The sequence below is a fragment of the Oceanisphaera profunda genome, assembly GCF_002157895.1.
GTDB lineage: Bacteria > Pseudomonadota > Gammaproteobacteria > Enterobacterales > Aeromonadaceae > Oceanimonas > Oceanimonas profunda.
The window spans coordinates 716487-735996 of the sequence record NZ_CP021377.1 but is presented as its reverse complement, the minus strand read 5'-3'; the positions used below and the strand labels follow the sequence as shown (position 1 = coordinate 735996).

General features: G+C 50.7%; 15 protein-coding genes. All 15 read left to right on the top strand.

What is annotated here, in order from left to right; genetic code table 11:
- The first annotated feature begins 174 nt into the window (after positions 1–174).
- The 15 genes from tsf (at position 175) to dnaE (ending at position 19508) form a co-directional block, all read left to right on the top strand.
- On the top strand, positions 175–1056 hold the full coding sequence (gene tsf, locus CBP31_RS03245) for a translation elongation factor Ts (RefSeq protein ID WP_087034846.1): 882 nt from the start codon (positions 175–177) through the stop codon (positions 1054–1056).
- Positions 1057–1142: 86 nt separating this feature from the next.
- Entirely contained in the window at positions 1143–1874 is a 732-nt protein-coding gene (pyrH, locus tag CBP31_RS03240) for a UMP kinase (RefSeq protein ID WP_087034845.1), read from the top strand.
- 510 nt (positions 1875–2384) lie between these two features.
- Positions 2385–2942, top strand: coding sequence for a ribosome recycling factor (gene frr / locus CBP31_RS03235; RefSeq protein WP_087034844.1), 558 nt, complete (start codon positions 2385–2387; stop codon positions 2940–2942).
- 74 nt (positions 2943–3016) lie between these two features.
- Complete coding sequence (uppS, locus tag CBP31_RS03230; protein ID WP_407668781.1) at positions 3017–3784, top strand: polyprenyl diphosphate synthase; 768 nt, start codon at positions 3017–3019, stop codon at positions 3782–3784.
- A gap of 467 nt (positions 3785–4251) precedes the next feature.
- Positions 4252–5127: a phosphatidate cytidylyltransferase gene (locus CBP31_RS03225; RefSeq protein WP_087038591.1), complete on the top strand. Its 876-nt coding sequence runs from the start codon at positions 4252–4254 to the stop codon at positions 5125–5127.
- An 82-nt stretch (positions 5128–5209) separates the two neighbouring features.
- Entirely contained in the window at positions 5210–6400 is a 1191-nt protein-coding gene (gene ispC / locus CBP31_RS03220) for a 1-deoxy-D-xylulose-5-phosphate reductoisomerase (RefSeq protein ID WP_087034843.1), read from the top strand.
- Positions 6400–7749, top strand: coding sequence for a sigma E protease regulator RseP (rseP, locus tag CBP31_RS03215; RefSeq protein ID WP_087034842.1), 1350 nt, complete (start codon positions 6400–6402; stop codon positions 7747–7749). The genes ispC and rseP overlap by 1 nt, the downstream gene beginning before the upstream one ends.
- A 305-nt stretch (positions 7750–8054) precedes the next feature.
- Complete coding sequence (gene bamA / locus CBP31_RS03210; RefSeq protein WP_087034841.1) at positions 8055–10529, top strand: outer membrane protein assembly factor BamA; 2475 nt, start codon at positions 8055–8057, stop codon at positions 10527–10529.
- Positions 10530–11416: 887 nt separating this feature from the next.
- On the top strand, positions 11417–11911 hold the full coding sequence (locus CBP31_RS03205) for an OmpH family outer membrane protein (protein WP_227875190.1): 495 nt from the start codon (positions 11417–11419) through the stop codon (positions 11909–11911).
- Positions 11912–11921: 10 nt separating this feature from the next.
- Entirely contained in the window at positions 11922–12926 is a 1005-nt protein-coding gene (gene lpxD / locus CBP31_RS03200; protein WP_087034839.1) for a UDP-3-O-(3-hydroxymyristoyl)glucosamine N-acyltransferase, read from the top strand.
- 53 nt (positions 12927–12979) lie between these two features.
- Positions 12980–13441, top strand: coding sequence for a 3-hydroxyacyl-ACP dehydratase FabZ (gene fabZ, locus CBP31_RS03195; protein WP_087038590.1), 462 nt, complete (start codon positions 12980–12982; stop codon positions 13439–13441).
- A 2-nt stretch (positions 13442–13443) separates the two neighbouring features.
- Positions 13444–14253, top strand: coding sequence for an acyl-ACP--UDP-N-acetylglucosamine O-acyltransferase (gene lpxA / locus CBP31_RS03190; protein WP_227875118.1), 810 nt, complete (start codon positions 13444–13446; stop codon positions 14251–14253).
- The gene (gene lpxB / locus CBP31_RS03185; RefSeq protein ID WP_087034838.1) at positions 14228–15430 is read left to right on the top strand and encodes a lipid-A-disaccharide synthase; all 1203 of its coding nucleotides are present in this window, start codon (positions 14228–14230) and stop codon (positions 15428–15430) included. The genes lpxA and lpxB overlap by 26 nt, the downstream gene beginning before the upstream one ends.
- The gene (gene rnhB, locus CBP31_RS03180) at positions 15430–16041 is read left to right on the top strand and encodes a ribonuclease HII (RefSeq protein WP_087034837.1); all 612 of its coding nucleotides are present in this window, start codon (positions 15430–15432) and stop codon (positions 16039–16041) included. The genes lpxB and rnhB overlap by 1 nt, the downstream gene beginning before the upstream one ends.
- Positions 16038–19508 (top strand): DNA polymerase III subunit alpha, encoded by a 3471-nt coding sequence (gene dnaE, locus CBP31_RS03175; protein WP_087034836.1) that lies wholly within the window; start codon positions 16038–16040, stop codon positions 19506–19508. The genes rnhB and dnaE overlap by 4 nt, the downstream gene beginning before the upstream one ends.
- Positions 19509–19510 lie beyond the last annotated feature (2 nt).

Genomic DNA, 19510 nt, shown 5'->3' with positions numbered 1-19510 from the left:
AGGGACTGTTAAGCCGTCGAGATGACTTTTGTACCCCTCTGGGTTTTAACAAAATTTAACCGCGAAAGGTCGACAGACCCTGACCCTACGAATGTAATGTGTTAACAGGGGCCTAGTGCCCCTGTTTTCTTGTGTAAAAAGTTTTCTTGTGTATCAAGATTGAGGATATTTCAAATGACTACTGTTACCGCGGCCATGGTAAAAGAACTGCGCGAGCGCACTGGCGCTGGCATGATGGATTGTAAAAAAGCGTTGACCGACGCCCAAGGCGACATTGAACTTGCCATTGAAGAAATGCGTAAGTCTGGCCAAGCTAAAGCCGCTAAGAAAGCCGGCCGTATTGCTGCTGAAGGCGTGATTTTAATGCGTCAAGCTGGCAATGTTGCGGTGATGATTGAGCTGAACAGTGAAACTGATTTTGTAGCAAAAGACGCCAGCTTCTGCGCGTTTGGCGACAAAGTAGTTGAAATTGCCTTGGCTAACAAAATCAATGACCTGGACGCTTTAAAAGCGGCCGAGTACGAAAACGGTGAGAGCATCGAAACTGCGTTGACTAACCTGATCGCCAAGATCGGTGAAAATATGAGTCTGCGTCGTATCGAGTGCGTGGAAGGTGACAACCTGACTACTTACCTGCACGGTTCTCGCATCGGCGTTATCGCCAATCTGCAAGGCGGTGATGAAGAAGTAGCGAAAGACGTAGCCATGCACGTAGCCGCTTCTAGCCCACAGTTTGTGAAGCCTGAAGATGTGTCTGCTGAAGTAGTAGCAAAAGAGCGCGAAATTCAGGTGGAAATCGCTGTTAACTCTGGCAAAACTCAAGAAATTGCTGAGAAGATGGTTGAAGGCCGCATGAAGAAGTTCACCGGTGAGATTTCTCTGACTGGTCAGCAGTTCATTAAAGATCCTTCTATTACCGTTGCCGATCTGCTGAAGCAGAAAGGCGCCGACGCCATTAGCTTCGTCCGCTATGAAGTGGGTGAAGGTATTGAGCGCGCAGAAGAAGACTTCGCTGCTGAAGTTCAAGCACAAATTGCCGCTTCTTCAAAAGCGTAATTTTTTGCTGATTTAATGCTAGGGTCAACAGACCCCAGACTAGACCGCGACTTGTGTCGCGGTTTTTCTATGACTAGGAATAGAGCATGAGTACCAATCCTAAACCTGCATACAGACGCATTCTTCTTAAACTGAGCGGCGAAGCGCTGCAAGGTGAAGAAGGCTTTGGTATTGATCCCGCCGTATTAGAACGCATGGCGCAGGAAATCAAAGAATTGGTTGAACTGGGTGTGCAAGTTGGCGTCGTGATTGGCGGTGGTAACTTGTTTCGTGGAGCGGGCTTGGCCCAAGCGGGCATGAACCGCGTAGTGGGCGACCACATGGGCATGCTGGCGACCGTGATGAACGGCTTGGCGATGCGCGATGCCCTGCACCGTGCTTATGTGAATGCCCGTCTAATGTCAGCCATTACGCTGGAAGGCGTGTGCGACCCTTACAATTGGGCCGATGCGATAAGCTTGTTGCGTAAAGGTCGAGTGGTGATATTTTCTGCCGGCACCGGTAATCCATTCTTTACCACCGACACCGCCGCTTGCTTGCGTGGCATTGAAATTGAAGCAGACTTAGTGCTTAAAGCGACTAAAGTAGATGGCGTATACAGCGAAGATCCGGTGAAAAATCCGGATGCCGAGCTCTATCATCATTTAGGCTATGACGATGTGCTAGCCAAAGAGCTGCAAGTCATGGACTTAGCCGCCTTTACCTTAGCGCGCGACCACGATATGCCGATCCGCATCTTTAACATGAACAAACCCGGCGCCCTGCGTCGTGCTGTCATGGGCGAAAGCGAAGGCACTTTGATTAGCCGTAAACTGTAAAATATAGCGCCGAGCGCCCGGCGCCCAGCTAAACAAGTGACTAAAGATTTTTCGCCACGGAATACACGGAAGAACACGGAAAGAGCCAAGAAATATTTTTGTGTGAAGTACAGTGGTGTGTGTTTTGTAGTCATGCCGTCATCCTGATGTACATCAGGATCTGGGTTTAGCTTTTAGAAACAAAAGCGAGATACCGGGGCGAACCCGGTATGACGGTGGTGGGGCTTATTGTTTAGCCGTCATCCTGATGCACATCAGGATCTGGGTTTGATTTTAGAACTAAGAGCGTAAGATTTTTCGCCACGACTCTTGGTTACGAGAAGCACGGAACGACACGGACTAAGAGCAATAGAACCTAAAGTTTTTTGTAAGACCTTACCAATAATGGTTTTTATTCTTGGTTTTTTTTCCGTGTGCTTCCGTGTATTCCGTGGCAAATAAAGGTTTTGGTTTGATTTTACTTGGTGTTGGGCGCGGGGCGCTCGGTGCTGATAACTTAAGGAATACACCGTGATTAATGAAATTATTAAAGACGCTCAAGAGCGCATGGAAAAAAGTCTGGAATCTTTGAAGACCCAGATGAACAAAGTACGTACCGGTCGTGCGCACCCCAGCCTGTTAGACACTATTTACGTGGACTACTACGGTGCAGCTACGCCGCTCAAGCAAGTGGGCAACATTACCACTGAAGACTCGCGCACTTTGGCGGTGACTGTATTTGATAGCTCTATGATCAAAGCTGTTGAAAAAGCCATTATGAGCTCAGACCTAGGCCTGAACCCGCAAAGTACTGGTACCATGATCCGCATTCCGCTGCCTTCATTAACCGAAGAGCGTCGTAAAGACTTGATCAAGATCGTACGCAACGAAGCCGAGCAGGGCCGAGTGGCGGTGCGGAATATTCGCCGTGATGCTAACGGTGATTTTAAGTCGTTGTTAAAAGATAAAGAAATTTCTGAAGACGATGATCGTCGCGCGCACGATGAAGTGCAGAAAATCACTGACGCTTGCATCAAATTGGTGGACGAAGCGCTGGCCGCCAAAGAGAAAGAGTTAATGGAAATCTAATCCCTACTTCGGGTATAGTGACCAACGCCGCGCAGCTGCCTGCTCGGCGTTTTTTTTTGCGCAGGAGTGACTGAATGCCAACGACTGAACCTATGGCAGCGTTAGAACTATCACCGACATTGCCACGTCATGTGGCCATTATTATGGACGGCAACGGCCGTTGGGCTGAGCAACGCGGTAAGTTTCGCGTGAGTGGCCATAAAGCCGGCGTAAAGTCGGTACGGGCAGCCGTGAGCTTTGCCCATCAGCTTAAATTAGATGCGCTAACCTTGTTTGCATTTTCCAGTGAAAATTGGCGTCGCCCTGAAGATGAAGTAAGTGCGTTAATGAGCTTGTTTATCGCCGTGCTCGGTTCTGAAGTGAAGAAGCTGCATCGTAATAATATTCGTTTGCAAGTGATTGGCGAGCGCAGTGGTTTTAGTGCCCACTTACAGCGCAAAATTGCCGATGCGGAAGTGCTCACCGCTGCCAATACTGGGCTCACGCTTAATATCGCCGCTAACTACGGTGGCCGTTGGGACATAGTGCAAGCCTGTCGCCAAGCGGCAGTACAGGTGTTAAATGGTGAGCGAGCAGTCAGCGAAATTACCGAAGATTCATTAAATACGCTGATGAACATGAGCGATTTAAGCCCGGTGGATTTATTGATCCGCACCGGCGGCGAGCAGCGCATCAGTAATTTTTTGCTGTGGCAGCTGGCCTATGCGGAGCTGCATTTCACCAATGTATTATGGCCAGACTTTGACGACACCGCTTTTAGTGAGGCCATCGCCGCTTTTGTAGGCCGCGAGCGCCGCTTCGGCTGCACCGGCGAACAGATCAGAGCGTTGCTTAAGACTTGAAGTTAAGCGCCGAGCGCCAAGCTAAATAAAAGGGCGTGTTTTGTTCTTTTGCCGTCATCCTGATGCACATCAGGATCTGGGCTTGATTTTAGAACTAAGAGCGTAAGATTTTTCGCCACGGAATACACGGAAGAACACGGAAAATTAAGATGAGATAAGAGCGAAAAGGGATCTTATTGGGGTTAAAACAGCCGTCATCCTGACGCACGTCAGGATCTCGTTTTAGGTTCTAGGGCAAAGAGCCAGATACCGGGGCGAGCCCGGTATGACGGCAAAAGGCGATATTTGTGTAGTTTGGCGCTTTGAGTGCGCAGTCCCGCCTCTGCGGGATGTAAAAAACTTCTGCTAACGCATAACCGCCGAAGTGCTCTTTACCAAAGAGACGGACGGCTATAGATTGCGGTGTGTTTTCTTTTAGCTGGGCGCTTGGTGCTGGGCGCCGGGCGCTTTCTTTTAAGGACTTTGCTTTGTTAAAACTACGAATTATTACCGCACTCTGTTTGGTGCCTCTGGTGCTGGCGGCTTTGTTCTTGCTGCCGTTTAACTATTTTGCGCTGTTTGCCGGTGCCATATTTTTGTTGGCGTCCATTGAGTGGGGCAACTTTATTGATAAAGACCGTGCTTTTATCACCATGCTCGCCATGGGCTTGGTGCTCTATGGCTTGATGGGGATATTGCCCCTAGAAGGGCTGTGGACTGAGAGCACTAGCCTAGACACCTTGGCCGCCGGTATGGAGCCACGGTTGAGCTATTTGTATATGGTGGCGGGTGCTTGGTGGGTAGTGGCATTAGGGCTAGTGCTGACTTTTCCGCGCAGTGCTAGCTGGTGGCGGGGCAATGCCGCTATGCAGTCGGCGTTTGCCTTTTTGACCTTAGTGCCCTTTTATTGGGCGATGATGACGCTGCGTGGTTTTCAGTATCAAGAAAACCCGCACTTTGGCGCTTGGTTATTGTTGTTTGTAATGGGCTTGGTGTGGGCCGCGGATACCGGCGCTTACTTTGTGGGTCGCGCGGTTGGCAAGCGCAAGCTGTGCCCTAATGTGAGCCCCGGCAAAACCGTAGAAGGTATGTTGGGCGGCGTAGCCTCGGCCACTGTGCTGGCTCTGATCGTCACTTTTAGCATCGACTTACCAAGCCAGCAGACGATAGTGGTGCTGATTGCTTCAATCGTGGCGGTGTTAGCCTCAGTGCTCGGTGATTTAACCGAGAGTATGTTTAAGCGCGAAGCAGGCTTAAAAGACTCTGGCAATATCTTACCGGGCCATGGCGGCATTATGGACCGAATCGACAGCTTAACTGCGGCACTTCCCGTTTTCGTACTCGTTGTGTGGCTGTTGAGCTAATGTTGAAAAATTTGACTGTATGTAACCGAGTGTTCGCCTCTGTCGCTAGCCTCTTAATCTCGCGCTTAACAGGGGAGAGCTAATGGAAACTCTGGCGATATTGGGTGCCACTGGCTCCATTGGGCAAAGTACCTTGGCTGTAGTGCGCCAACATCCTGAGCGGTTTTCGCTGTTTGCCTTAAGTGCGCACAGTAATGTGACGCGCATGGTCACTGATTGTTTAGAGTTTTCGCCGCGTTATGCGGTGATGGTAGATGCCTTGGCCGCTAAGCAGTTACGCCATGAATTGGCGCAGTTAAACAGTGCCACCGAGGTGTTAAGTGGCAGCGAGGCGCTGTGCGAGGTGGCCCGGGAGCCAGAGGTCACGACTGTGATGGCGGCGATTGTGGGCGCGGCGGGTTTGCTTTCTACATTAGCTGCCGTTAAAGCAGGCAAGCGAGTCTTGCTGGCGAATAAAGAAGCCTTGGTGATGAGCGGCGAGCTGTTTATTGATGCGGTACACCGATATGGTGCCGAGTTATTGCCCATCGACAGTGAACACAACGCTATTTTTCAATGCTTGCCAAGCTCGCTACAACAAAACCCTGGCCGCGGCAGTTTGTCTGAGGCAGGAGTCAGTAAAATCTTACTGACCGGCTCTGGTGGTCCGTTTCGTTATACGCCTATTAATGAGCTAAGTGCGGTAACGCCGGCACAGGCCATTGCCCATCCTAATTGGACCATGGGGCCAAAAATCTCGGTAGACTCGGCCACCATGATGAACAAAGGGCTGGAGTATATAGAAGCGCGTTGGTTATTTAATGCCGACGCTGCGCAGTTGCAGGTATTGGTGCATCCGCAATCGGTAGTGCATTCTATGGTGCAATATTCTGACGGCTCTGTATTGGCGCAGCTCGGTCAGCCAGATATGATGACGCCCATTGCTCATGCCTTGGCGTATCCGGCGCGCATTGCCTCGGGCGTGGCCCCCCTGGACTTTTGTACGCTCGGTGACTTGAGCTTTATGGCGCCAGATATGGCGCGTTACCCTTGCTTGCAGTTGGCCATTGATGCCTGCGCCAGTGGCCAAGGGGCGACCACGGCTTTGAATGCGGCGAACGAGATAGCAGTGGCGGCCTTTTTGGCCGGTGAATTGAATTTTATGGCTATCGCCGAGGTGAACGAGGCGGTAGTGCAAACGTTGGGTGCGAGTTCAGTGAGCACGATTGATGAAATTATTGCGTTGGATAATCAGGCACGACTCTGTGCTACAGCACAAATAAGGAAGCACTAATGGGCAGCTTTTTCTGGAATTTGGGTGCCTTTATTGTCGCCTTGGGTGTATTGGTTGCCGTGCATGAATTTGGCCACTTTTGGGTAGCCAGACGTAATGGCGTTAAAGTAGAGCGTTTTTCTATCGGTTTTGGTAAGGCCATTTGGCGCCGTATGGGTAAAGATGGCACCGAGTATGTGGTGGCCATGATCCCACTCGGCGGTTACGTTAAAATGCTCGATAGCCGCGTCGAAGACGTGCCCGCCGAGCTGCACGACCAAGCTTTTAATCATAAATCGGTATGGGCGCGCATGGCCATAGTGGTGGCTGGGCCTATGGCGAACTTTGTGTTTGCCATTTTTGCTTGTTGGCTGATGTTTTTAATTGGTATTCCTTCGGTGAAGCCAGTATTAAATTCGGTGACGCCAACCTCTGTGGCGGCCCAAGGTGGCTTAAGCTCAGGCATGGAAATTATTGCCATTGATGGCAAAAAAGTACGCACCTGGGAAGAAGTTAACTTTGCGCTGCTTGGGCGGCTAGGGGATGATAAGACGGTTTTCACGGTCACCGACACTGCCGGCCAACAGCGCGATGCGCAATTGCTCTTGGCGGATTGGCAGTTTAATCCAGAAGTGGAGTCGCCAATTACGGCGTTGGGCTTAGTGCCAGAAGGGCCTAGCCTGACCTTGGATGTAGCGAATGTGGTCGAAAATGGCCCTGCAGAGGCGGCCGGCGTGCAGCTTGGCGACACGCTAGTCGCTATTAATGGCGAAAAGCTGGTCGATTGGCGCCAATTAGTGACAGCGGTGCAGGCCTCGCCTGAGATTGAAATGGAACTTGAGGTGCAACGTAACGGTCAGAGCCAAAAGCTAATGTTGACGCCGGCGCGCCAAGAGCACGCGGACCGCGTAATAGGCTTTGCTGGCTTGGCACCGGCAGTGTTACCGGTCGCTGATGAATATCGCTTTGATCTGCGCTACGGCCCGCTGGCCGCCATCGGTGAAGGTATTGGCCGCACTTGGGATTTAAGCGTGCTGACCTTTCAAATGCTCGGTAAGTTGGTGACTGGTGTGGTGTCGGTGGATAACCTAAGCGGCCCAATTTCCATAGCTAAAGGTGCCGGTGCCACGGCTGATTATGGCTTGGTGTATTTTTTAGGCTTTATGGCCTTGGTCAGTGTGAATTTAGGCATTATTAACCTGATGCCACTGCCGGTATTAGACGGCGGCCACTTACTGTTCTATATCATCGAAGCCGTTACCGGCCGACCGGTGCCAGAGAAAGTGCAGGAAGTCGGCTTTAAAATTGGCGCCGCCTTGTTATTTATGTTGATGGGCTTGGCGCTGTTTAACGATTTTGCGCGGTTGTAAAGAACAAGAGATAGCGCCCAGCTCCCAGCGCCAAGGAGGGTTAGGGCTAAGATTTTTTTGCCACGGAATACACAGAAGAACACGGAAAAGTACTAAGAGAAAAGACTTTTATTAGTAAGGTCTACAACAAAATATCTTAGGTTGTCTTGATCTTCGTCCGTGTGGTTCCGTGTATTCCGTGGCAGATATAGGTTTTAGGGTTAATGACGAATGGCGGTGAGGTGTGAAACGTAAGGTGTTAGGTTTACGCTTCACTCTTTACCAAATTTAGTGTACGAAATTATTCACAAGGATTAAGTCAGACTATGTCAGTGAAACTACAGGCAACTAACCCTCGGTCAACAAGCAAGAGACCAGCCTTGACTCAGACGCTTATCGCTACTTGCTTGCTCAGTGCCAGCCTCGTCGCCCAAGCACAGAGCCCAAGTGCGCCTTTTGTGGTGCAAGACATTCAAGTAAACGGCTTACAGCGGGTAACGTTGGGTGCCACGCTGTTGAGCTTGCCAGTACGCGTAGGCGAAGAAATGGACGCGGCCCGTACTGCTGAAGCCATTAAGAGCCTGTATGCCTCTGGCAACTTTGAAGACGTACGCTTGTTGCGTGATAACGGCACCCTGGTAGTACAAGTCACCGAGCGACCGACCATTGCTGGTATCACTTTTAGTGGCAATAAAGAAATCAAAGAAGACCAGCTTAATAAAAGCTTAGAAGGGGCAGGGGTGCGCATCGGTGAGCCGCTGGACCGCACTACCTTAAGCTCATTAGAAAAAGGCTTAGAGGACTTTTACTACGGTGTGGGTAAATACTCGGCCAAGGTAAAAGCCGTACTTACGCCGTTGCCGCGCAATCGCGTTGACCTCAAATTTGAATTTGTGGAAGGCCCAGCCGCCGAAATTAAACAAATCAACATTGTGGGTAATAAAGCCTTTAGCGAGAAGCAACTGTTGGGTCAGCTTGAGCTGTCTGACAGTGTGCCTTGGTGGAACATTATGGGCGACCAGCGCTATCAAAAGCAAAAGCTGGCCGGTGATATTGAAACCTTGCGTTCTTATTATCGCGACCGCGGCTATTTAAAAGCCGAAGTGAGCTCTACTCAAGTGTCCATGTCACCTGATAAAGAAGGCGTCTACATCACGCTTAACGTCAGTGAAGGCGAGCGCTATACGGTGTCTGGCGTGAATCTGCGCGGTAATTTGGTGGACCGTCAATCTGAGCTAGAAGCCTTGGTTCCGTTGCAAAAAGGTGACTTATATTCGGCGGCTGATGTTGCGCACATGGAAGAAGTGCTGTCCAAGTTTTTAGGCCGTTTTGGCTATGCTTACCCGAAAATTTCTACCTTTCCGCAAATTGATGAAACCAGCAAAAAAGTTGAGCTAGTGGTGAACGTCGATCCAGGCAGCCGTGTCTATGTGCGCCGTATTAACTTTAGCGGCAACATTATTACCAAAGACGAAGTGCTGCGCCGTGAGATGCGCCAAATGGAAGGCGCGAGTCTGTCCAGTGAAGACATTGAACAGTCGCGCACCCGCTTAAATCGTTTAGGTTATTTTGAAAACGTAGAGGTGGACACCCGTCGGGTAGAAGGTGAAGCTGATCTGGTTGATTTAGACGTTAGCGTGAAAGAACAACCCGCCGGCTCTATTAACTTTGGTATCGGCTTTGGTACTGACTCGGGCTTTAGTATTCAAGCGGGTTTACAACAAGAAAACTTCCTTGGTACTGGTAACCGGGTTGGCATTAACTCGCAAATGAATGACTACTCCAAAGATGTGTCATTAGACTTTACCGACCCTTACTTTACCGTGGATGGCGTGAGCTTAGGCGGGCGGGTGTATTATCGTCAGTTTGATGCGCGTGATGCTAACCTCGCGGATTACGACAGCACCTTGTACGGCGTGCGTGCCTTAAGTGGTTTTCCGATTAATGAAGATAACAGCTTAAACTTCAGCGCCGGCTATGAACACAATACGCTCGGTAAACCCAGCGACAGTTACGTTCAACTGAATGACTTTTGGAAGCTGCATAACGATAAAGTCTCGGGTAGTAACGAAATTAGTTTCGATACTTTCGATATGACAGCTGGCTGGACGCGTAATACCTTGAACAAAGGTTATTTCCCCACGTCCGGTAATCGCCAGAACTTATCATTGAAAGTGACGGTACCCGGTTCCGACTTGCAGTACTACAAGACCAGCTTCGATGATGCGCACTATTTCCCTATCGATCGCAATCATAACTGGGTGCTAGCGGGTAAATTCCGAGCTTCTTACGGTGATGGTTATGGTGAGGCGGGTAGCGGTGATCAGAGTTTACCGTTTTTTGAAAACTATTACGGCGGTGGCTTTAGCACCTTGCGCGGCTTTAAGAGCAACTCGGTAGGACCGCGTGCAGTTTATAAAAATGCCGATGGAACTTATCGTGGTGACGACAGTACTATCGGCGGTAACGCCTTGGTGGCCGCATCTGTTGAGATGATAGTGCCCACGCCGTTTGCCAGTGAAGACTTGCAGCGCTCCTTGCGTACCAGTGTCTTTGTGGACGTAGGTACGGTTTGGGATACCAACTATTCGGCGAATTACGCTGGCAACTGTGATCCAGGCAATAGCTGTAACTTAATTTATGATTTTGGTGATCCGTCGAACTTCCGCGCCTCTGCAGGTATCAGCATGCAGTGGTTATCGCCACTAGGCCCGCTGGTGTTCTCACTGGCTGCACCGCTGAAAGACGTAGAAGGCGACCGCACCGAAGTGTTTAACTTCAACATTGGTAGAACGTTCTAAAGGCAGTGTTAAGTTGTAAGTGTTTAATGTTGAGTGCCACACGTAACTCAAGAGTTTAAATATTTTTTGCCACGGAATACACGGAAGAACACGGAAAAGTTAAGATGAGATAAGAGCGAAAAGGGATCTTATTGGTGTTAAAACAGCCGTCATCCTGACGCACGTCAGGATCTCGCAATTTAAGCTGTCATCCTGATGACCATCAGGATCTCGGTTTAGTGTTTAGAAATAAAAGCGAGATACCGGGGCGAACCCGGTAAGACAGCAAAGTGCGGTTTGCTTTGTATGTATGCCGTCATCCTGACGAACGTCAGGATCTCGCAATTTAAGCTGTCATCCTGATGACCATCAGGATCTCGGTTTAGGTTCTAGAGCAAGTGCTAGATACCGGGGCGAGCCCGGTAAGACGGCAAAGAGCGGTTTGTTTTGTATGTATGCCGTCATCCTGACGGACGTCAGGATCTCGCAATTTAAGCTGTCATCCTGATGAACATCAGGATCTCGTTTTAGGTTCTAGAGCAAGAGCGAGATACCGGGGCGAACCCGGTAAGGCGGCAAAGTGCGGTTTGTTTTGTATGTATGCCGTCATCCTGACGAACGTCAGGATCTGGGCTTGATTTTAGAACTAAGAGCGTAAGATTTTTTGCCACGGAATACACGGAAGAACACGGAAAAATTAAGTTGGGATAAGGGCGAAAAGTGACTAAACATATTTTATTGTAAGGTCTTAACCCCATGAATGTGTTTTTCAGATTTGATCTCTATTTTTCCGTGGGTTCCGTGTATTCCGTGGCAGATATTGGTTTTGGATTGTTTTTTAGTTGGAGCTTCAAGCTTATTGCTTCCAGCTTCTAGCTTGTTTTCACTAGGAGATTGCTTTGAAACAGATGATGAAAGTATTGGGTGTGGTGGCATTGTTGTTCACTGCGAGTGCTGCTCAGGCGCAAGCGACTAAGCTTGCCGTGGTAGACACGGCGAAAGTATTTCAGAAGATGCCCCAGCGCGATGCGGTGGCCAACAAGCTGAAGAGCGAATTTGGCAGTCGCGTTAAAGAAGTACAAAAAATGGAAGCCGATGGTCGCAGCTTTATCGAAAAGCAGCAGAAAGACATGGCGTTTATGAACGATCAGCAAAAAGCCACTGCGCAGAAAAAACTCAATGACATGCAAGGCGCCTATGTACAAAAGCGCAGCAAGTTAGAAGAAGATCAAGCGCGCCGCGAGCACGAAGAGCGTCAAGCCATGCTCAAGCGTATTCAAGGTGCCATCGAAGAGATCACTCGTGCCCAAGGCATAGATCTGGTGATTGAGCGTGGCGCCGTTATTCATGTGGCACCTAGCTTAGATATTACCGACCAAGTGATCAGCCGCGTGAGCAAGTAAGAGTAGAGTTATGACTATCACACTACAAGAATTGGCACAGCACCTAGATGCTGAATTTAAGGGCGACCCTAAAGTGGTGATTGCTCGGGTGAATACCCTCGATAAAGCTGGCCCCGATGAAGTGGCGTTTTTATCCGATAAGCATTATCGCCACCTATTGGCTACCACCAAGGCGGGCGCTGTGATTGTGCAGGCCGCCGACCAAGATTTGTGCCCAGTGCCGACGTTAGTGATGAGCAATCCTTATTTAGGTTTTGCGCTGGCAGCACAAAAATTGGATACCACACCGCAACCTGCCCTAGATATTCATGCTAAAGCCGTGGTGGCCGACGATGTCACGTTAGGCGAAGGCGTGGCCATAGGGGCCAATGCGGTGATTGAGTCGGGTGTAGTGCTGGGCGATGGCGTGGTGGTGGGTGCTGGCTGTTTCATCGGCAAAGGCGTAAAGCTTGGCGCGCGCACGCGACTGTGGGCCAACGTTACTCTGTATCACAGAGTGGAGCTGGGTGAAGATTGTTTGGTGCAAGCCAACACCGTGATTGGCGCCGATGGTTTTGGTTATGCCAACGATAAGGGCGAGTGGGTAAAAATCCCGCAGCTGGGTACCGTTATCATTGGTAACCGCGTTGAGATTGGTGCCTGCACTACCATAGACCGAGGCGCACTGGGCGATACCATAATTGCCGATAATGTCATTATTGATAACCAGTGTCAGGTAGCGCACAACGTTAAGATTGGCTACGGAAGTGCGGTGGCGGGTGGTACCATAATGGCCGGTAGTCTCACAGTCGGTAAATACTGTATTATTGGTGGCGGTACCGTGATCAATGGGCATATCGAATTGTGTGATGGCGTCACCGTTACCGGCATGGGCATGGTGATGCGATCCATTACTGAACCCGGCATTTACTCCTCCGGTATTCCGTTGCAACCTAATAAAGAGTGGCGTAAAACTGCGGCTCGGGTAATGCGCATCGACGATTTGCACAAGCGCGTCAAGCAGCTTGAAAAATAATCGAACAATAATAATTAAGCATAAATTGGTAGGGTTACATTTTGACTAACGAACTGAACACAGAAAAAAATCAGTTGGATATCCAGGAAATTCTGGAACTGTTGCCACATCGCTACCCATTTTTGATGGTCGATAAAGTGGACCATTACGAAATTAGCCCTGAGCGCAAAACCCTGAGAGGCATTAAGAATGTGTCTTTCAACGAGCCTATGTTTACCGGACACTTTCCGGGCAAACCGGTGTTTCCTGGCGTATTGATCTTAGAAGCCATGGCCCAAGCCACCGGCATTTTGGCCTTTAAAATGGTCGGTAAGCCAAAACCTGGCGAGCTGTATTATTTTGCTTCTATCGATAATGCACGCTTTAAGCGCCCAGTGGTGCCAGGGGATCAATTGGTATTGGACGTGGTCTTTTTGAAAGAGCGTCGCGGTATCGCCAAATTTACCGGCGTTGCCACCGTAGACGGCGAAATCGTCTGTACGGCAGAATTAATGTGTGCCAAACGCGGGGGTTAAGTGTGACTAAAGCAAGTGCAGAAATTCATGAAACAGCGGTTATTCACCCTACGGCGATTGTTCACCCCAGTGCCAAAATTGGCAAAGGCGTAGAAATTGGCCCTTGGACCTTGATTGGCGCCGATGTTGAAATTGGCGACGATTGCTGGATTGGTCCCCATGTTGTTATCAAGGGCCCCACCCGTATCGGCCAGCGTAATCGTATTTTTCAGTTTTGCTCGATTGGCGAAGACTGCCAAGACAAAAAATACGTCGGTGAGCTAACACGACTAGAAATTGGCGATGATAACGTTATTCGTGAGTCCTGCACTTTTCACCGTGGCACCAGCCAAGATGAAAGCTTAACGCGCGTGGGCAGCCGTAACCTGTTTATGGTCAACGTACACGTGGCTCACGATTGCCGCATTGGTGACGAATGTATCTTCGCGAATAACGCTACGCTGGCCGGCCATGTACATATTGGATCCTATGTGATCTTTGGTGGCCACGCCGCCATTCATCAGTTTGGTCGGGTGGGCAGCCATGCCTTTATTGCCGGCTGTGCCGCGCTGAATAAAGACGTGCCGCCTTATGTCATGGCCGCTGGTTTGTATGCCAAGCCATTTGGTGTGAACTCCGAAGGCTTGCGCCGTCGGGGCTTTTCGCCTGAGGCGATTTCAGCTATCAAGAAAGCCTATAAGATTATTTTCCGCAGCGGTAAAACCGTGGCGGAAGTGATCCCTGAGCTGGAAGAGTTGAGTGCGCTGCAGCCTGAAGTGGGCCCCATGATTGAGTTTTTACAGCAAAATGAGCGCGGTATTATTCGTGCCTAATGCGCTTAATCATAGACCGCTACGCATTGGTATAGTGGCCGGTGAAGTATCCGGTGACACTTTGGGTGCCGGGCTTATTCGTGAGCTGCGTGCACGCCACCCCGACGCCATTTTTGAGGGCATTGCAGGGCCACAAATGGTGGCTGAGGGCTGTACTGCGCTGTTTGAAATGGAAGAGCTTGCGGTAATGGGCTTGGTGGAAGTGCTGGGTCGTTTGCCGCGCATTTTAACCATCCGTAAACAGATCTTGAGCCATTTTATGGCCAATCCACCAGATGTATTTGTGGGTATAGATGCGCCAGATTTTAATATCGGTGTGGAGCTTAAATTGCGCGAGAGCGGCATTGCCACCTTGCACTATGTGAGCCCGTCCGTGTGGGCATGGCGGCAAAACCGCATTCATAAAATTAAGCGCGCCACCGACATGGTGCTGGCCTTTTTGCCCTTTGAAAAAGCCTTCTACGATCGCTTCGATGCCCCTTGTCGCTTTATCGGCCATACCTTGGCGGATCAAATGCCCTTGCTGCCGGACACTCAAGGTGCGCGGGAACGCTTAGGCCTAAAAGCCGACGGCCGTTATCTGGCGTTGCTGCCGGGCAGCCGCTTTGCGGAAGTGAATTTACTGAGCCCCGTTTATTTAGAGGCCTGTAAGCAACTCAAAATCCGCTATCCCAATCTAGAATTTGTAGTGCCGCTGGTGAGCGCTAAGCGCCGCGCCGAGTTCTTGGCCATTAAAGAGCAGATAGCACCTGAGCTGGATATTATTTTAATCGAAGGCCAAGGCCGCGATGTGATGACTGCGGCAGACATTATCTTGCTGGCCTCTGGCACGGCCACGCTGGAAGCCATGTTGGCGAAAAAGCCCATGGTAGTGGGCTATAAATTTAAGCCGTTTAGCTATTGGCTGGCCAATAAGTTTGTGCATACCGCCTATGCCTCTTTGCCCAATTTATTAGCGGGCAGCATGCTGGTGCCCGAGCTGATTCAAGCGGATTGCACGGTTGATAACTTAGTGCGCGAAGTGAGCCAGTTGTTAGATCAAGACAATCAGGCATTAGTGGCGAAATTTAGTGAGCTGCATCAGCTGATCCGTTGTAATGCCGATGAGCAAGCCGCACTGGCGGTGCTAGAACTTGCAAATAAAAGGCTCGTTAATCAAGCCTCGACTGGAAAATAATGTTAGAGATAGTCTATCCCCAAGGTGTACTGGTGGCCGGCGTCGATGAAGTGGGCCGTGGCCCACTGGTGGGTGACGTGGTCACCGCCGCCGTTATTCTCGATCCTGCGTGTCCTATCCCCGGTCTTAATGACTCCAAAGTGCTCAGTGATAAGAAACGCCAATTGTTAGCGCCTTTGATCCGTGAGCACGCGCTCGCTTGGGCTATTGGCCGTTGTTCGCCGAGTGAGATTGACGAGCTCAATATCTTACAAGCCACCATGTTAGCCATGAGCCGAGCGGTCGCCGCCCTTAGCGTACAGCCGGGGTTTGTGTTTATTGATGGTAATCGCTGCCCCGTATTGCCTATGCCGAGCGAAGCAGTAGTGAAGGGCGACAGCCGCGTAGCAGAAATCAGTGCCGCCTCCATTTTAGCCAAAGTGGCCCGCGACCAAGAGATGATAGCGCTGGACGCCCGCTATCCGGAATACGGTTTTGCTCAGCATAAGGGCTACCCGACCAAGGCGCATTTTGCTGCACTGGCCGAGCACGGGGTGCTGGCCGAATACAGACGTAGCTTTAAGCCGGTGGCGACTCAGTTAGCCCTCAACGGCGGAGTGCTGCGCTCATGAGTACGCCCTTTATACACCTGCGCGTACATTCTGACTTTTCTATGGTGGATGGCGTGGCCAAAATCGCGCCCATAAACCTTCGTGCCAAAGAGTTAGGCTATCCCGCACTCGCGCTCACTGACCAAATGAACATGTGCGGCTTAGTGCGCTTTTACGGCGACAGCCATCGCAAAGGTTTAAAGCCCATTATTGGCACCGATATCTGGGTGCAAAGTGAGGAGCTGGGCGAGCAATTATTTCGCCTCACCTTGCTGGCCATGAACAACGCCGGTTACCAAAACATTACCCGCATTATTTCTGCCGCCTTTGAGCGTGGCCACGTACAGCACAGACCCTTAGTAGATAAAACCTGGTTGGCGGAATTTAACGAAGGCGTAATTGTGCTCTCCGGCGGGCGAGAAGGAGATGTGGGTACCAGCTTATTGAAAGGTAATGAGGAGCTGGTCAATGAATGTTTAGGGTTTTATCAAACCCATTTTTCCGATCGTTTTTATCTGGAATTACAGCGCACCGAGCGCACCGACGAAGAAACTTACCTGCATATGGCGGTGGCCTTGGCCGAGCGGGAACAGATCCCAGTGGTCGCCACCAATGAAGTGGTATTTCTTGATAAAAGCGATTTTGACGCCCATGAAATTCGGGTGGCCATTCACGACGGCTTTACGCTGGATGATAAGCGCCGCCCACGACGCTACAGCCCAGAGCAGTATCTAAAAAGCGCCGCCGAAATGGCGGAGTTATTCTCGGATATTCCCGAGGCGCTGGAAAACAGCGTCGAGATTGCCAAGCGTTGTAACGTTACCGTGCGCTTGGGCGAATACTTCTTGCCGGACTTTCCCACCGGCGACATGAGTATCGAAGACTTCTTGGTTAAATGCTCCGCAGATGGCTTAGAAGACCGACTCAATTTCTTATTTCCCGATGAAAAAGTACGCGCCGAAAAGCGCGTGGAATACGACGAGCGCTTAAAAATCGAGCTCGACGTCATCAACCAAATGGGCTTCCCCGGTTATTTCTTGATCGTGATGGAATTTATCCAGTGGTCAAAAGATAACGGCATTCCCGTGGGCCCTGGGCGAGGTTCGGGCGCCGGCTCTTTGGTGGCCTATGCATTAAAGATCACCGACTTGGATCCGCTGGAATTCGACTTGCTGTTTGAGCGCTTCTTGAATCCTGAGCGGGTATCTATGCCCGACTTCGATATCGACTTTTGCATGGACCGCCGCGATGAAGTGATCGATCACGTGGCCGAGTTATACGGCCGCGATGCGGTGAGTCAGATCATTACCTTCGGTACCATGGCCGCCAAAGCGGTAATTCGCGACGTAGGCCGCGTGCTGGGCCACCCTTATGGTTTTGTAGAACGCATCTCTAAGCTGATCCCCATGGATCCGGGCATGACGCTGACCAAAGCCTTCGAGATGGAGCCTAAATTACCGGAAATTTACGATCAAGACGAAGAAGTTAAAGCCTTGATTGATATGGCGCGCCAGCTTGAAGGCACCATACGTAACGCCGGTAAGCACGCGGGTGGCGTGGTCATTGCACCGACCCGCATCACCGATTTTGCGCCCTTGTACTGTGATGAGCACGGCCAAAACCCGGTTACCCAGTTCGATAAAGATGATGTGGAAGAAGCGGGCTTAGTGAAGTTCGACTTCTTGGGCCTGCGCACGCTCACTATCATCGACTGGGCACTGGCGATGATTAACCCCAAGCTCGAAGCGCAGGGGTTGCCCATAATCGATATCGCCGCCATCCCCATGGATGACCCGGCGTGTTTTAAACTCTTAAAACGCTACGAGACCACGGCGGTATTCCAGCTTGAATCTCGCGGCATGAAAGACTTGGTTAAGCGCCTGCAGCCAGACTGTTTCGAAGACATGATAGCGCTGGTAGCACTGTTTCGACCGGGGCCGCTGCAGTCTGGCATGGTAGATAACTTTATCGACCGTAAGCACGGCCGTGAGGCGGTGTCTTATCCGGATGAAACCTGGCAGCACGAGTCCCTGAAAACCACGCTCGAACCTACCTATGGCATCATTCTCTATCAAGAGCAGGTGATGCAAATCGCCCAGGTGCTGGCGGGCTATTCGTTGGGTGGCGCTGACTTATTACGTCGTGCCATGGGTAAGAAAAAGCCCGAAGAAATGGCCAAGCAGCGCGAGGGCTTTGAAGCGGGAGCCGTGGCGAATGGCATAGACGGCGAGTTGGCGATGAAAATCTTCGACTTGGTGGAAAAATTTGCCGGCTATGGTTTTAACAAATCTCACTCTGCAGCTTACGCGTTAGTTTCTTATCAAACCCTGTGGCTGAAAACCCATTATCCGGCGGAGTTTATGGCGGCGGTGATGACCGCCGACATGGATAACACCGACAAGGTGGTGACCCAAGTCGACGAATGTCAGCGCATGGGCTTAACCTTGCTGCCACCGGATGTAAACTCCGGCCTGTATCGCTTTACGGTGAACGAACAAGGCGCCATCGTCTATGGCATAGGTGCCATCAAAGGCGTGGGCGAGGGGCCGATAGAGTCGATTTTAGCGGCACGCGTTGACGGACCATTTAGAGATTTATTCGATTTTTGTAATCGCGTCGACTTAAAAAAATTAAACAAGCGGGTGATGGAAAAGCTGGTGCTCGCCGGCGCCATGGACCGCTTAGGGCCGCATCGTGCCTCACTGATGGCCACGCTACCCGAAGCCATGAAGGCCGCTGAGCAACACGCGCGAGCAGAAGCGCTCGGCCAAAGCGATATGTTTGGCGTACTGATAGAAGAAGAGCACACTGAGCATGCCTTTGTCGATGTGCCACATTGGCCTGATAATGTGTGGCTTGATGGCGAGCGCGATACGCTGGGCTTATATTTAACCGGCCACCCGATTAATCAGTACGCCAAAGAATTACGTCAATACACCAGCGGGCGCCTGTGTGATTTACAAGCCACCAGCCGTGATAAGACCACTACGGCTGCGGGCTTGGTGATTGCCGCGCGGGTGATGACCACCAAGCGCGGCAACCGCATGGGCATCTTAACCATCGACGATAAATCCGGTCGATTGGACGTAACGCTGTTCTCCGATGCGCTGGAACGCTATGAGTCTTTGCTAGAAAAGGATAAAATCCTCGTTATCAGTGGCCAAGTCAGCTTTGATGACTTTAATGGCGGCCTTAAGATGTCGGCACGGGAAGTGCTAGAGATGAGTGATGCGCGCGAGCGATTTGCTCGCGGGCTTGCGTTAAATATTAATCACAGCCAAATAGATCAACATTTTTTTAGCCAATTGTTGGACATACTCAGCCCCGTACGGGCGGGCGTGTGTCCGGTGCGAGTTACTTATTATCGACCAGGAGCGCGGGCGCAGTTAATGCTTGGCACCGAGTGGCGGGTTACGCCCACCGACGAGATGTTAGCATCATTAAAACAACTGCTGGGTCCGGATAAAGTCGAACTACTTTTTGAATAGAG